14 protein-coding genes and 1 pseudogene are annotated in these 14,125 nt (G+C 45.1%); 11 read left to right on the forward strand and 4 right to left on the reverse strand.

What is annotated here, in order from left to right; genetic code table 11:
* Nucleotides 1–203: 203 nt before the first annotated feature.
* A complete protein-coding gene (gene rpmI / locus PAE54_RS04905) occupies nt 204–398 on the forward strand; it encodes a 50S ribosomal protein L35 (RefSeq protein WP_001096359.1) in 195 nt (64 codons plus the stop codon).
* A gap of 12 nt (nt 399–410) precedes the next feature.
* On the forward strand, nt 411–770 hold the full coding sequence (rplT, locus tag PAE54_RS04910) for a 50S ribosomal protein L20 (RefSeq protein WP_326518653.1): 360 nt from the start codon (nt 411–413) through the stop codon (nt 768–770).
* Nucleotides 771–835: 65 nt separating this feature from the next.
* Here rplT and PAE54_RS04915 read toward each other — a convergent pair whose 3' ends face one another.
* Entirely contained in the window at nt 836–1,900 is a 1,065-nt protein-coding gene (locus tag PAE54_RS04915) for a hypothetical protein (protein WP_326518654.1), read from the reverse strand.
* 156 nt (nt 1,901–2,056) lie between these two features.
* On the opposite strand from PAE54_RS04915, the gene pheS reads away from it, so the two are divergent.
* Genes pheS through PAE54_RS04930 form a run of 3 tightly spaced genes read left to right on the forward strand, consistent with a single transcriptional unit; the run spans nt 2,057 to nt 5,746 of the window.
* Nucleotides 2,057–3,037 (forward strand): phenylalanine--tRNA ligase subunit alpha, encoded by a 981-nt coding sequence (pheS, locus tag PAE54_RS04920; RefSeq protein ID WP_326518655.1) that lies wholly within the window; start codon nt 2,057–2,059, stop codon nt 3,035–3,037.
* A gap of 34 nt (nt 3,038–3,071) precedes the next feature.
* The gene (pheT, locus tag PAE54_RS04925) at nt 3,072–5,453 is read left to right on the forward strand and encodes a phenylalanine--tRNA ligase subunit beta (protein WP_326518656.1); all 2,382 of its coding nucleotides are present in this window, start codon (nt 3,072–3,074) and stop codon (nt 5,451–5,453) included.
* The gene (locus tag PAE54_RS04930) at nt 5,450–5,746 is read left to right on the forward strand and encodes an integration host factor subunit alpha (RefSeq protein WP_273777411.1); all 297 of its coding nucleotides are present in this window, start codon (nt 5,450–5,452) and stop codon (nt 5,744–5,746) included. Before pheT ends, PAE54_RS04930 begins: the two co-directional genes overlap by 4 nt.
* A gap of 172 nt (nt 5,747–5,918) precedes the next feature.
* Here PAE54_RS04930 and PAE54_RS04935 read toward each other — a convergent pair whose 3' ends face one another.
* The 3 genes from PAE54_RS04935 to trxA form a co-directional block, all read right to left on the reverse strand.
* A complete protein-coding gene (locus tag PAE54_RS04935; protein WP_326518657.1) occupies nt 5,919–6,158 on the reverse strand; it encodes a hypothetical protein in 240 nt (79 codons plus the stop codon).
* Between the two features lie 404 nt (nt 6,159–6,562).
* Nucleotides 6,563–7,825, reverse strand: a complete 1,263-nt coding sequence (gene rho / locus PAE54_RS04940; RefSeq protein ID WP_273777409.1) for a transcription termination factor Rho — start codon at nt 7,823–7,825, stop codon at nt 6,563–6,565.
* A 320-nt stretch (nt 7,826–8,145) separates the two neighbouring features.
* The gene (gene trxA / locus PAE54_RS04945) at nt 8,146–8,472 is read right to left on the reverse strand and encodes a thioredoxin (RefSeq protein WP_273777408.1); all 327 of its coding nucleotides are present in this window, start codon (nt 8,470–8,472) and stop codon (nt 8,146–8,148) included.
* Nucleotides 8,473–8,746: 274 nt separating this feature from the next.
* Here trxA and ppx point away from each other — a divergent pair, with 274 nt between their 5' ends.
* The 6 genes and pseudogenes from ppx to PAE54_RS04975 form a co-directional block, all read left to right on the forward strand.
* The gene (gene ppx, locus PAE54_RS04950) at nt 8,747–10,267 is read left to right on the forward strand and encodes an exopolyphosphatase (RefSeq protein WP_326518658.1); all 1,521 of its coding nucleotides are present in this window, start codon (nt 8,747–8,749) and stop codon (nt 10,265–10,267) included.
* 35 nt (nt 10,268–10,302) lie between these two features.
* Nucleotides 10,303–11,124, forward strand: a complete 822-nt coding sequence (locus PAE54_RS04955) for an acetyl-CoA carboxylase carboxyltransferase subunit alpha (protein WP_273777406.1) — start codon at nt 10,303–10,305, stop codon at nt 11,122–11,124.
* Nucleotides 11,061–12,416, forward strand: a complete 1,356-nt coding sequence (gene tilS, locus PAE54_RS04960) for a tRNA lysidine(34) synthetase TilS (protein ID WP_326518659.1) — start codon at nt 11,061–11,063, stop codon at nt 12,414–12,416. Before PAE54_RS04955 ends, tilS begins: the two co-directional genes overlap by 64 nt.
* A 24-nt stretch (nt 12,417–12,440) precedes the next feature.
* The gene (gene proC, locus PAE54_RS04965) at nt 12,441–13,274 is read left to right on the forward strand and encodes a pyrroline-5-carboxylate reductase (protein WP_273777403.1); all 834 of its coding nucleotides are present in this window, start codon (nt 12,441–12,443) and stop codon (nt 13,272–13,274) included.
* A gap of 26 nt (nt 13,275–13,300) precedes the next feature.
* Nucleotides 13,301–13,870 carry a YggT family protein gene (locus tag PAE54_RS04970; protein ID WP_273777402.1) on the forward strand — a complete coding sequence of 190 codons (570 nt, stop codon included), beginning with the start codon at nt 13,301–13,303 and terminating at the stop codon, nt 13,868–13,870.
* Nucleotides 13,871–13,979: 109 nt separating this feature from the next.
* Nucleotides 13,980–14,125, forward strand: a pseudogene (locus tag PAE54_RS04975) (IS4 family transposase); the annotation flags it as partial.

Consider the following 14,125-nt stretch of genomic DNA (forward strand, 5'->3'; position numbering starts at 1 on the left):
TACGCCTGAATAAAAGTGGACTTTTCAAGCAAAATCATAAATTATCCTGAAAAAATAGGCTGAGCGATCTGAGCGTGCGTCATTAAAATTATCCTGATGTGCTTTTGTTTTATACAAACTTGCTATAAAATGTCGCATTCCTTACCTGCAGGTCGTTTTTGCAATGGTGCAAACGTGCCGAACAGGTGCTTAAAGAGGTTGTTATGGCTAAGTTAAAAACTCGCCGTGGTGCAGCTAAACGTTTCAAAGCGACTGCTAACGGTTTCAAGCGTAAACAAGCGTTCAAACGCCACATTTTGACCAAAAAATCTGCTAAGCGTATTCGTCAATTACGCGGCTGTGTAATGGTTCACGTGAGTGACGTTGCTTCAGTTCGCCGTATGTGCCCATACATCTAAGGAGATTTATAAATGGCTCGTGTAAAACGTGGTGTACAGGCTCATCGCCGTCATAAAAAAATTCTTACTCGTGCTAAAGGTTACTATGGCGCGCGTTCACGTGTTTATCGTGTAGCGTTCCAAGCGGTAATCAAAGCAGGTCAATACGCTTACCGTGACCGTCGTCAGAAAAAACGTCAATTCCGTGCTCTATGGATTGCGCGTATCAACGCGGGTGCTCGTCAAAACGGTTTGTCTTACAGCCGTATGATCGATGGCTTGAAAAAAGCTCAAGTGATCATCGACCGTCGCGTACTTGCTGACATCGCTATGCATGATGCAGTTGCATTTGCTGCTTTGGCTGAAAAAGCAAAAGCTGCTCTTGCTGCATAATTCTGTATAGAATTAAAAAAGACCGCTTATGCGGTCTTTTTTATGCCTGAAAATCAGCTTTAGTTTTAAAGACCAAAATAATAGGCCACTACACAGATGATGATCGTGACTAAGATCAGTTTAATCACTCCTGAGGCGCCTACTTTGTGTGCGTGGGGAGTGGATTGCGCTGAGGATATTGCAGCACTCTCAACAGCAGGTTGTGCAGAAAGATTGGTGGTGACTTCTGTATCGAGTGGGGTTGGGGTTTCCACTTTGACTAGACCCGCAGACTGGTAGTGATTCGCTGCCTTCACAATGAGTTTGGCAAACAGATCATCAATTCTTTGTGCAAAATGTCGTAGGTTAAGCTGTACCTCGGGAGAAAGGATTTCTCTATTTTCGCTATAAGGATGTTGTTTCTTGTGTTCAATGAAAATGGACAGGGTTTCTATACGATGCAGCAATTGATGGGCTAAGTCTGCGGAGTAGTCTGTCGGTAATACGGCAAGAAATTGGATTTGTTCCGGAACTTGTCCTAGAACGGCTTCTATCTGCTCACGTGAAATTCCGTAGTAGGGCAAATAGCATTGTTCAGGCTCCTGATAACCTTGTGCCAAAGGATGCTGGAACAATTCTTGGCTGGTATATTTTTGAATCTCTGCCCAAGCAGCGGCTTCTAAGTCAGCATCCACTTTTTTGGCTAATTTTTGGTTTAATTCAAAACGCCAAAAATATGATTGTTGGATGTTGCTACGTTGATGCAGCGGAGCTACAAACGCTTCTTCTGCAGTGTACCATTCCGCCAGTTCATGTCCTAAAATCCATGCGGTTTTTTTCTTGCCCTGATGACTGACAATAAAATGAGAATAGGGGAGTAATTCGACATTGCCATTTGGATTTTTTTCTTCATTTAAAATAGAAGATAAATGCAGGCTGAGCCGGGATACTCCCTGCTTTTTCAGGCCTTCTAACCAGATTTGAAAATGGGGTGCCAGTAAATGCTGGGAGAGCAGGTCACGAAATTCAAATGTATGCTGAAAAAAGATCGCATGTTGTAACCAGCGGCTGAACGGTAAATTTTGTTGCAGATATTCATTGCCATAACTCACCAGTGTGAGTTGCTGTTTCCAGATCTGATCGAGGGCCATAGTGTTTCATGAAAGCAAGATTGTACGTATCTTATCCTGTTTATAAATCATCGCGCCAATAAATTTTCCTGCTGCTGAATCTTCATCACAGCACAGAAAAACTGTTAGAATGTCGAGTTTTATTATATTTCTAACTTTGTTGCTTTGAGAGTTACTATGTCACTGGAAGCCCTGACCACTGAAGCGCTAGCTGCAATTGCAGCGGCTCAAGACCTTGCTACACTCGATCAAGTGCGAGTTCAATTTACGGGCAAAAAAAGCCAGCTTGCAGAGCAGTCAAAAGCACTCGGAAAAATGGATCCCGAAGAGCGTAAAGTTCAAGGTGCCGCAATTCACGCCGTGCGTGAAGCGATTAACGGTGCCTTGACTGAGCGTCAAAGTGCATTGCAACAAGCCGCATTACAAGAAAAATTGGCCAGTGAAACCATCGATATTACTTTACCTGGCCGTGGCCAAAATATGGGAAGTATCCATCCGGTCACTCAGGTTCAAGAACGGATTTGCCAGTTCTTTACCAAAGCAGGCTTTACCGTAGCGACTGGCCCTGAAGTGGAAGATGATTATCACAACTTCGAAGCATTAAATATCCCGGGTCACCATCCGGCACGCGCGATGCATGATACCTTCTACTTTGATGCGACGCATTTGCTGCGTACCCACACATCAGGGGTGCAAATCCGTACCATGGAAACCTCGGAGCCGCCAATCCGTATTGTCTGCCCGGGCCGTGTCTATCGTTGTGACTCGGATCAGACCCACTCGCCGATGTTCCATCAGATCGAAGGCTTATATGTGACTGAAAATACCAGCTTTGCTGAATTAAAAGGCTTGCTAGTGAACCTGTTGAATGAGTTCTTTGAAAAGGATCTCAAAGTCCGTTTCCGTCCGTCGTATTTCCCATTCACTGAACCAAGTGCGGAAGTGGACATTATGGATGAACGTGGTCGCTGGTTAGAGGTTTTGGGGTGCGGTATGGTGCATCCAAACGTACTACGTGCTGCGGGTATTGATCCGGATAAATACAAAGGCTTTGCTTTTGGTTTAGGTGTTGAACGTTTTGCCATGTTGCGTTATGGCATCAATGATCTACGAATGTTCTACCAGAATGATGTGCGTTTCCTACGCCAATTTGCTTAAGACATTTTTCAGGATTGTATAAGGTTTAATAGATATGAAAATTAGCGAAAATTGGTTACGCACTTGGGTCAATCCAGCCATTGATAGCGACACATTGTCCAATCAGCTCACGATGCTCGGACTGGAAGTGGATGACATGGCACCAGTTGCCAAACCGTTTACCGGGGTGGTGGTGGGTGAAGTCCTTACCGTTGAACAGCATCCAGATGCAGACCGTTTACGTGTCACGACCGTGAACGCCGGTTTAGAAGCACCGTTACAAATCGTCTGTGGTGCACCGAATGTGCGTCCAGGCATGAAAGCCCCTGTTGCACTGATTGGTGCGGTTTTGCCGGGCGATTTCAAAATCAAAAAAGGCAAATTACGTGGCATCGAATCACAAGGCATGCTGTGTGGTGCTTCTGAAATCGATTTAGAAGACAAAATTGATGGTCTGCTTGAACTTCCAGCTGATGCGCCGGTGGGTGTCAATATCCGTGAATACCTCAAATTAGATGATCACGTGATTGACATCAGCATTACCCCGAACCGTGGTGACTGTTTCAGTATCCGTGGCGTGGCGCGTGAAATTGCGGTGATTAACCGGTTGCCTGTCAATGCTCCGGTCATCACACCGGTTGCTGCGACTATTGCAGATGAAAAACCTGTGGTTGTGACCACACCGGGTGCACCACGCTATTTGGGCCGTGTGATCAAGAATGTGAACGTGAAAGCAGCGACACCAGAGTGGATGGAGCAGGCTTTATCTCGTTCAGGTATCCGTACGCATAGTCTATTGGTCGACATCACTAACTACGTATTGATGGAGCTTGGTCAGCCGCTACATGCCTTTGATTTGGCTAAAATCGAAGGTGCCGTACAGGTGCGTCAAGCCAAAGCCCAAGAAAAACTGCAATTGCTGAATGAGCAAGAAGTTGAGTTGTCTGACGATGTGATGGTGATTGCGGATGATGCCCAAGCTTTGGCAATCGCAGGAATCATGGGTGGCTTGGCTTCTTCCGTGAGTGATGAGACTCAAGATATCTTCTTGGAGTCAGCATTCTTTGCACCGCTTGCGATTGCAGGACGTGCGCGCCGTTTCGGCTTACATACCGATGCCTCACAGCGCTATGAGCGTGGTGTTGATTTTGAATTGCCTCAACTGGCGATGGATCGTGCTTCACAACTTATCCAAGAACTGGCAGGTGGTGAATTCGGTCCGATTACCACGGTTGAGCAAATTGAGCTTTTGCCAAAGCGTGAAGCGATTGCCTTGAACCAGGCGCAAGTGGATCAGTTGCTGGGTTATCCAGTGGACAGTGCCTTTATTGGTGATGCATTACAACGCCTAGGTTGTCAGGTGGAGAGCAAAGCTGAAGGTGAATGGCTGGTTGTGCCTCCATCACACCGTTTTGACATGGCGATTTATCAAGACCTGATTGAAGAAGTTGCGCGTATTCATGGCTACGACAACATCCAGATCAGCTTGCCACAGATCGATGTACAGTTAGCAAAATATCAAGACCGTTTTGAAGTGGCACAATTGCGTCAAACGGTTGCAACCTTGGGGTATCAAGAAGCGATCAGCTTTAGCTTCGCGGATGCAAAACTGGAAAAACAACTTAATCCAGCGGTACAGCCATTGATGTTGGCCAATCCGATTTCCAGCGATCTAGCAGCGATGCGTAGCACATTATTGTCAAGTCTAATTCCATGTGTGCAATATAACTTGAACCGTCAGCAAGGCCGTGTACGCTTCTTTGAGTTGGGCCTACGTTTTGATTACCAGAATGCGCAGGGTATTGACGATCTTAAACAGATTCCAACCTTGGCTTTAATTGCAGTTGGTTCACGTGTTCCTGAGCAATGGCATGCTAAGGCTCAGGCGATGGATTTCTTTGACCTGAAAGGCGAAGTGGAACAGATTTTGGCGGCTGGTCGTGTCAAGGTAGAGTATGTGCGTTCAGAACGTGCTTGGTTGCATCCAGGCCAATCCGCAGAGATCCTGGTGAATGGTCAGTCTGTAGGTTACCTCGGTCGTTTACACCCTTCTTTGGAAAATGATCTGGATTTGGGTACAACTTGGGTGGCTGAACTGGACCAAGATGCTGTTTTGCAATCTTATGTATCTAATTTTACAGAATTATCACGTTTTCCGTCGGTTAGACGTGATATTGCGCTTTTAATCAATGATAAGATTAATGTGAGAGATATTCAGCAGTTAATTGAACAAACTGGTGGTGAACTTCTTGATTCAACCTGGTTGTTTGATGTGTATACTGGACAAGGGGTTGAAGAAGGCAAGCGTTCACTTGCATTTGCATTACTGTGGCAGCACCCATCACGTACGCTCGAAGATGCTGAAATTAAATCGGGTATGGATCAAATTATTGAAGTGTTGCAAAACACTTACCAAGCGACATTGAGGGCCTCATGACAGCATTAACAAAAGCAGAAATGGCGGACCATTTAAGCGAGCTCACGAGCTTAAATCGTCGTGAAGCAAAGCAGATGGTGGAGCTATTTTTTGACGAGATTAGCCAGGCATTAATCGCGGGTGAACACGTCAAACTTTCCGGTTTTGGTAACTTTGAATTACGTGACAAGCGTCAGCGTCCGGGTCGAAATCCAAAGACTGGGGAAGAAATTCCAATTTCAGCTCGACGTGTTGTGACGTTCCGAGCTGGACAAAAATTTAGACAGCGCGTTGGAACAGAGCAGATCGATTGATCTGCTTTTTTTATCAGCAGAATTCGGTAGCAATCTCTGGCTTATACAATGAATTTTTATAATCTGGATGTTTTGGAATTGAAGTAATAAGAAAAGACGTAATTTTTCTAATGTTGAGACAATAAAAAAGAGAGCCAGAAGGCTCTCTTTTTTGACTAAATAATCGTAATGATTATTTAGCAGCTTCAGAAGTAGCAGCTTCAGAAGTAGCAACTTCAGATGCAGCTTCAGATGCAGCAGCAGCAGCGTCAACAGCAGAAGCAGCTTCAGAAGCAGCTTCAGAAGCAGCAGCAGTAGCTTCAGAAGCAGCTTCAGAAGCAGCAGCAGCAGGAGCTTCTTCTTTTTTAGCACAGCCAACGAAAGCTAGAGTAGTAGCAACTGCAGCAGCAACAGCGAATTTTTTGAATAACATGGCATCACTCTCATAAAAAAATTGAGATTAAAAAAACCCGAGTCAGACTGTTTGTGCTTTTATTATTCCTAACGTTCGATAGGTAAACAACGCATGGAGCAGGCTAACTGGTCTGCAAATATGCTATCACTGCGCATCCAGAAATACCACTCCTGTCGCTGAAAAAAACGCAAAAAAATCGGTAAATTAGTCTATTTTTTAACAGAAAATAACAATTAAAAAATTGGTTTATATTGGTTAAATGCTAAATAAGTCTATAAAAAGCCTTAAATTTTTACTCTTCAATTTTTTTATAATCAAAAACTTGCACATAAACTTAACATGATGTGCAGTCAACTGTTGGATTTCAGTAAATCTTGTCAACCCAATAAAAAGGCCATCTTGAAAGATGGCCTTTTGGTAAGTTATTGCTTGCGCTTCATTTGATCGAAGAAATCATCATTGGTTTTGGTTTCTTTCATACGATCGAGTAGGAATTCCATTGCAGCCAATTCATCCATTGGATGCAGCAATTTACGCAGAATCCAGACTTTGCGTAATTTATCTTCATCCATTAGACGTTCTTCACGACGTGTTCCTGATTTCTTGATGTTCATGGCAGGGAAGACACGTTTTTCAGCGATACGGCGATCTAGGGTAATTTCCTGGTTACCTGTACCTTTGAATTCTTCATAGATCACATCATCCATCTTGCTGCCGGTTTCAATCAGTGCAGTGGAGATAATGGTCAATGAGCCACCTTCTTCGATATTACGTGCCGCACCGAAGAAACGTTTTGGACGTTCAAGCGCATGAGCATCCACACCACCGGTTAACACCTTACCTGAAGATGGAATGACGGTGTTATAGGCACGTGCCAGACGGGTAATCGAATCGAGTAGGATCACCACGTCTTTTTTGTGTTCAACCAGACGCTTGGCTTTTTCGATGACCATTTCAGCGACTTGTACGTGACGTGCTGGAGATTCATCAAAAGTGGAAGCCACAACTTCACCACGTACGGTACGTTCCATTTCAGTCACTTCTTCTGGACGTTCGTCAATCAACAGAACGATCAGAAAAACTTCTGGGTTGTTACGTACAATCGACTGCGCGATGTTTTGTAACAGCATGGTTTTACCCGCCTTTGGTGGCGCGACAATAATGGAACGTTGGCCTTTACCAATCGGTGCGACCAAATCAACCACACGTGCAGTTAAATCTTCGGTTGTCCCATTACCCAGTTCCATGACCAATTGCTCGGTTGGGAACAGCGGTGTCAAGTTTTCAAACAGGATCTTGTTACGCGAGTTTTCAGGCGTATCGTAGTTGATCTGGTTCACTTTTAAGAGGGCAAAATAACGTTCACCTTCTTTGGGTGGGCGAATGGTACCGGTAATGGTATCGCCTGTACGTAAGTTGAAACGTCGAATCTGTGATGGGCTGACATAAATATCGTCCGGACCTGCCAAATACGAACCTGCAGCTGAACGTAGGAAGCCGAAACCATCAGAGAGAATTTCCAGTACGCCATCACCAAAAATTTCTTCGCCATTCATGGCGTGGCGTTTCAAGATGGCAAAAATGATGTCTTGCTTACGGTTACGGGCCATGCCTTCTAGGCCCATAAACTCAGCAATTTTGATGAGTTCGCCAATCGGTTTTTTCTTGAGTTCAGTTAAGTTCATAGGTGGTCAAGGTGATATAAGGAGGTGTAGATGACAGATGGGAAAAATGCAAAAGTCGGCCGCATGCAATATGAAGTTGAATATCGTGTAGGCACGATTACAAACTCAAATATCTGATTCATTGTTTCGAAGAGAAATGTTTAAAACAATTTCTGTTGCCGAGCGGCGATCTTATGTGTTGTGTCTTTTAAGAAAGGCAAGTCAGGGATAAGCCTTTAGCTTTCTTGAGGGATGAATATAAGTGACTCAGGGAAATTTGTCAAATAATCGACAAAAAAATACGCCATACAGGGTATGGCGCAGGATCGGGAGGCATTGACCTAGATGTTTTGGTCAATAAACGCAGCTAATTTGGACTTAGGTGCAGCACCCACTTGTTGAGCGACAACTTCACCATTTTTAAACATCAGTAAAGCTGGGATGTTGCGGATGTTGTAGTTTACTGCGGTTGCTTCGCAAGACGTCACATCAACTTTAACGATCTTTACTTTGCCTTCATATTCAGTGGCTAAAGCTTCTAATACTGGAGCGATCGCTTTACAAGGGGCACACCAACCTGCCCAGAAATCAACAAGTACAGGAACTTCTGAATCTAATACATCAGCTTGGAAGTTGGCATCGGTAGTATTTACGATATTGGCAGACATGCTGTGGCTCCGAGAATGGTTTTCAAAGATGGAGATGATCTCTTAAATATAAGTATTACATAGCCATCTAGAACAATATAGTAGAGGGATATGTAAATTTTCCTGTTTCGTGGATCGCTTGTCCAATTGATGTTGACGATATTTTTGATCGTGTTATGTAATGATCGGTAATAATACCGATAAAAAACACATGCAAATCTTAGGGTAAATGACTTTTCAATTCAGGACGGGTGAATTACTCTAGGCAACAATTCTGTATGGGTTTGTTTGAGTAATGTCTGATTTTTTGATTGATGAAGAACTCCTTGCTGCGATTGATATGGGGTCCAACAGTTTCCACCTTGCGATTGCGCGTGTGGATCACGGCGAGGTTAAAAAAGTTGTTTCAATGTCAGAAAAAGTACAGTTGGCAGCTGGGCTAGATGAAAATAAAAATCTAACTGAAGCGGCGCAACAACGAGGACTGGCTTGCTTGGCACGTTTTGTTGGTCGTTTGGGCTCGGTACAACCGAACCGCTTGCGTATTGTTGCCACCAATGCCTTGCGTCAGGCAAAAAATGGTCATGAATTTATTCAACAAGCCGCAGAAATCTTACCTAAACCAATTGAAATTATCGCAGGCCGTGAAGAAGCCCGTCTGATCTATCTAGGAGTCTCCCATACTATTGCCAATGGCGGCCGCCGCCTGGTAATCGACATCGGAGGCGGCTCAACAGAATTTATCATTGGTGAACATTTTGAACCGATCCAGACCGAATCTTTGCAGATGGGCTGTGTGGCGTATAGCAAGGCGTATTTCCCCGAGGGTGAAATCAGTGCCAAAGCTTTTGATAAGGCCGTCGTGGCTGCACGCAAAGAATTGACCGCAATCGCGGCTTTATATAAAGCGGAAGGTTGGGACACCGTGGTTGGTTCGAGTGGTACCATCAAGGCCTGCCGCCAGATTATGGTGAATATGAGCCTCAGTGACGAACAGGAAAATGTCACACGTGAAGGTTTGGAAAAACTCAAAGACAAGCTACTGAAATTTAAGCATGTTGCTGAAATCAATTTCGAAGGCCTGAAAGATGACCGCCGAGCAGTTTTGCCAGCCGGATTGGCCATTTTGTACGCGGCTTTTGAAGTTTTACAGATTGATAAACTGACTTATTCGGATGGTGCCTTGCGTGAAGGGGTCATGTACGACCTGCTGGGCCGTTTCAAACATGAAGACATTCGTGACCGCAGTGTCCAAGCCCTCATGGGACGTTATAATGCGGATCCAAAACAGGCAGAACGTGTCGTTAATACTGCTCAGCACTTATTTGAAAATGTCGCAAAGTCACTGAATTTAACCAGTGAAGACAGTGATTTACTGCGTCGTGCGGCCTATCTACATGAAATTGGTCTGGCGATCAGTCATGGTGGATACCACCGTCATGGTGCATATTTGTTACAACATTCCGATATTCCAGGCTTTTCACAAATTGACCAAAACCATTTATCCCATCTGGTTGCTCATCACCGTCGCAAGTTGCGTAGTGATGCTAAAATTGATGTGTTAAAGGTCGGTGGTCAGAAATTGCTTTACCTTTGCCTGTTACTGCGCCTAGCGGTTTTGCTCAATCATAGTCGTAGTGATCAGATGCTTCCTGCCATTGAATTAAGTGTGATCAATGCGCAACAATGGCAACTCAGCGTTTCTGGTGATGCCAAACAATGGCCATTGCTCGTTGCCGATCTACATGATGAGCAAGTGCAATTTAAGCATTGGGACATTGAATTGAATATTCAGTCGGAACAATTTATCGATTAACTCGATTTGATGAATTTAGGGATAGTGCTCGACCTATGAAAAACAAAGCTCAATCTAAAGCATGGAAAACGGTTCAAATCGCCCGTCATCCAGAGCGTCCGCAATTTTTGGATTATGTGAATGAATTATTCACAGAATTTGACGCACTACATGGTGACCGTCTGTTCGGTGATGATGGTGCCATGGTGGGTGGGCTTGCCCGTTTTGAAGGTCAGCCAGTAATGATCGTGGGTCAGCATCGTGGCCGCAGTACACGTGAAAAACTACATCACAATTTCGGTATGTCCAATCCAGAAGGTTATCGTAAGGCACAGCGTTTGCTGGACATGGCAGAACGCTTCAATATACCTGTGCTGACCTTTATTGACACAATGGGTGCTTATCCGGGTGTGGGTGCGGAAGAACGTGGTCAGGCAGAAGCAATTGCGACGAGCTTGGCACAATTGTCTAGTCTGAAAGTGCCTGTGATTGCAACTGTGCTAGGTGAAGGTGGTTCGGGTGGTGCACTCGGTATTGGTGTTGCGGACCGTGTAATCATGTTGTCTCACAGTATTTATTCGGTGATTTCACCTGAAGGTTGTGCATCGATCTTGTGGAAAACTGCTGAAAAAGCCGAACAGGCGAGTGATGCCTTGGCATTGACAGCAGACCGTTTACAACAGATCGGGATTGTAGAATATGTTGTAGATGAAGGCGAAGGTGCTCATCTCAACCCTGAGCAAGTCATGCAAAACCTGAGCTTGGTATTGCGCGAAGCCCTGAATGAATTAAAAGCGATGGATGCGGATGAGCGATGCGAAGCGCGTTATCAACGTTTAATGAAATTTGGCAGTCACAATTTAGGACTCTCTTCTTAAGCGAGTTACAGCGGTTTCCAGCGGGAACTGTATTCCTGATTGGCTGTAGCGGGGGCATGGATTCCATGCTCCTCTTGCATTTTATGGCAATCCTCTGTCCACAGCACGTTCGTGCGATCTATGTGGATCACCAATTACAGCAGCCGAGTCAGGTTTGGGGGCAATTGGTGGCCGAGCAATGCCGGCAACTCAATATTCCATGTATTATTCAGCCTGTTCAGGTCGCTTCCGGTAATCTGGAAAATCAAGCACGTTCAGCACGTTATCAGGCCTTTCAACAACATTTAAAACCGCATGAAGTTTTAGTGTTGGCTCATCATCAGCAGGATCAGGCAGAAACCGTACTGCTCAGACTGTTCTCGGGTGCAGGCATTCATGGTTTGGCCGCGATGCGTGAGGTTGAGCAGCGTGATCATTACACGCTCTGGCGTCCCTTTTTGTCCCTTTCCCGTGAACAGATTGCCGCTTGGACGGCCCAGTTAAATTTACCTTATGTGGACGATCCGAGTAATCAGGACACGCATTATGACCGGGCTTGGTGCCGAAAAGACCTTTGGCCCATGCTGCAGTCACGTTTTCCCCAGATGCAGCAGGCTGTGGCACGTAGCAGTTACCTGATGCAAGATGCCGAAGACATTTTGCAAGACGTATTGCAAGATGACTGGCAACGGTGTGGTGATTCGAATCAATTGAATTTACAGACGCTTGATCAACTGTCAGTGGCAAGGCGGCGGCAACTGTTATCGGCCTGGATGAAAGGTGAGGGACAATATCGACCTCCATTTGAGATGGTACAGCGCCTTCAGGCTGAAGTGATGGGGGCTCAAGCTGATGCACAGGCAGCCTTACATTGGAATCAATATTACTTTGTACGCTTCCAGGGGCATATCTATCGTTTGGCTCAAGCCAGTTATTTGGCCTCAAAACAACAGCCACCCGCAGATCAGCAGCAAATCTGTTTTTCTCCAGAGCAGATGATCAGCTTGCCTGCTGGTAATTTTCAGATTCAGTCCGCGCAGGTGGGCTTGGCATGGAATTTATTGGGTCAGAAGTTACAGTTGAGTTTCCGGCAGGGGGGAGAAAAAATTCATCTGCATGGTCGGGTCGGGCGTTGGCCCCTGAAGAAGGCGATTCAAGAGGCACAAATTTTCCCCTGGTTGCGTCATACAATACAAATAATTAGCATAGATAATGTTATGCTTGGTGTCTTCACACCCAAAGGATTCTGGTTGGCCCAATCGGTATATTGTGAGGCTGGGGGCTGGCAACCGAATTTAATCTCTCAGCCATAAGAAAGTAAGTTTCGAGCGTTCATCATGAGTACAGCATTAAATTGTAATATTGGTTTTATTGGCGGCGGCAATATGGCGCAGGCTTTGATTGGTGGCTTGTTGTCACGAGGTTTGCCAGCAACCCGTATTACAGTGGCTGATCCGGTCGAGAAAGTCCGTGAGTTATTAAAAGAAAAAGATGTACACGTAACAGATAATAATGCAGAGGCGATTCGTGATGCTGACGTGGTCGTATTGGCAGTCAAACCGCAGGTCTTGGCCAGTGTACTGAAACCATTAGCTGGTTTGTTTAATGATAAATTGATTGTTTCAATTGTTGCAGGTGCCGAGATTGACACTATTTCTCAGTTGGTCGGTGGGGTTGAGCGTATTGTTCGCGTTATGCCAAATACCCCAGCATTGGTGCAAACCGGTGCGCATGGTCTATATGCGACTGATGCAGTTTCAGCCAAAGACCGTGAACTTGCAGGGCAAATCCTGGCAGCGACCGGTTTGACGATTTGGGTGAATTCAGAAGCACAAATTGATGCGGTGACGGCCGTTTCCGGTTCAGGCCCAGCTTACTTTTTCTATATGATGGAAAGCATGATCCGTGCGGGCAAAAACTTGGGTCTAGATGAAAAAGTAGCGACTGCTTTGACCCTGCAAACAGCACTCGGTGCGGCACAAATGGCAATTACCAGCGCCAGTACACCGGCAGAACTGCGTAAAAATGTCACCTCTCCAAATGGTACCACGCAAGCGGCTTTGGAAGTATTCGACCGTGCGCAGATTTCACAAAATATTCAGGCTGCTTTGGCTGCAGCACAAAAACGCAGTCAGGAACTTGCTCAAGAGCTGAGTGACAGCAGCAAATAAATTGATTTAATTAGGAAAGTTCAGATATGGGTGCAAGTTCTGCGCTAATTTTTGGCATCATCATTAACGTAGCGATTTTGCTCGTATTCTTCCGTTTCTTAATGCAACTGGCCGCAGTCAGTCCTTATAATCCGGTTGTGTTATCCACAGTGAAAGCCACCAAGATTGTAGATGTTTTTGGACGCATTCTGCCAACCGTTGGGAAGGGCCGGGTTAATCTGGCGGCTTTGGTACTGTTGGTGGTGCTGTATCTGCTGAAAATCTTTGGGGTGATGTATCTCAATGGTGCGATGCCAAGCAGTCCGGTACATTTATTGATCCTGACTTTTGTGACCATGATTCAGGATCTGATCCGTTTCTGTCGCTATTTGATTTTCGCCACCATTCTTTTGAGCTGGGTGGTGATATTGACGCAATCACGTTCGCCGTATATTGAAGTGATTCAGGAGTTGGCGGAGCCTTTATTGGCACCTTTCCGTCGTTTACTTCCGAATATGGGGGTGATTGACCTGTCACCCATTCTGGCATTTTTGGCGCTCTATATCGCCGAGATTCTGATGAATGAAGTGGCTAAGGTGCTGTTGACCGGACTTTGATTGATTGAAGACATAAAAAAGGACCTCAATTGAGGTAATGCCAGTCAGTTAAGCAACATTTAGCAAAATGCTGTAAAAATGAGTGTATATAAATACGCTCATTTTTTTTATGACTTTATCTGAGAATTTAGATTTAACCCTTCAGCACTCCATGCCATCACTCGCTGATTTTAGTGAGTTGATTGATTTCAACTGGATTGAAAGCAGTTTAAAACAAACAGGCAAGGCCTCCATCAGAAAAAGAAAATTGCCTGC

Origin of the sequence: Acinetobacter minutum (assembly GCF_035916735.1) — a bacterium.
Taxonomy (GTDB): domain Bacteria; phylum Pseudomonadota; class Gammaproteobacteria; order Pseudomonadales; family Moraxellaceae; genus Acinetobacter.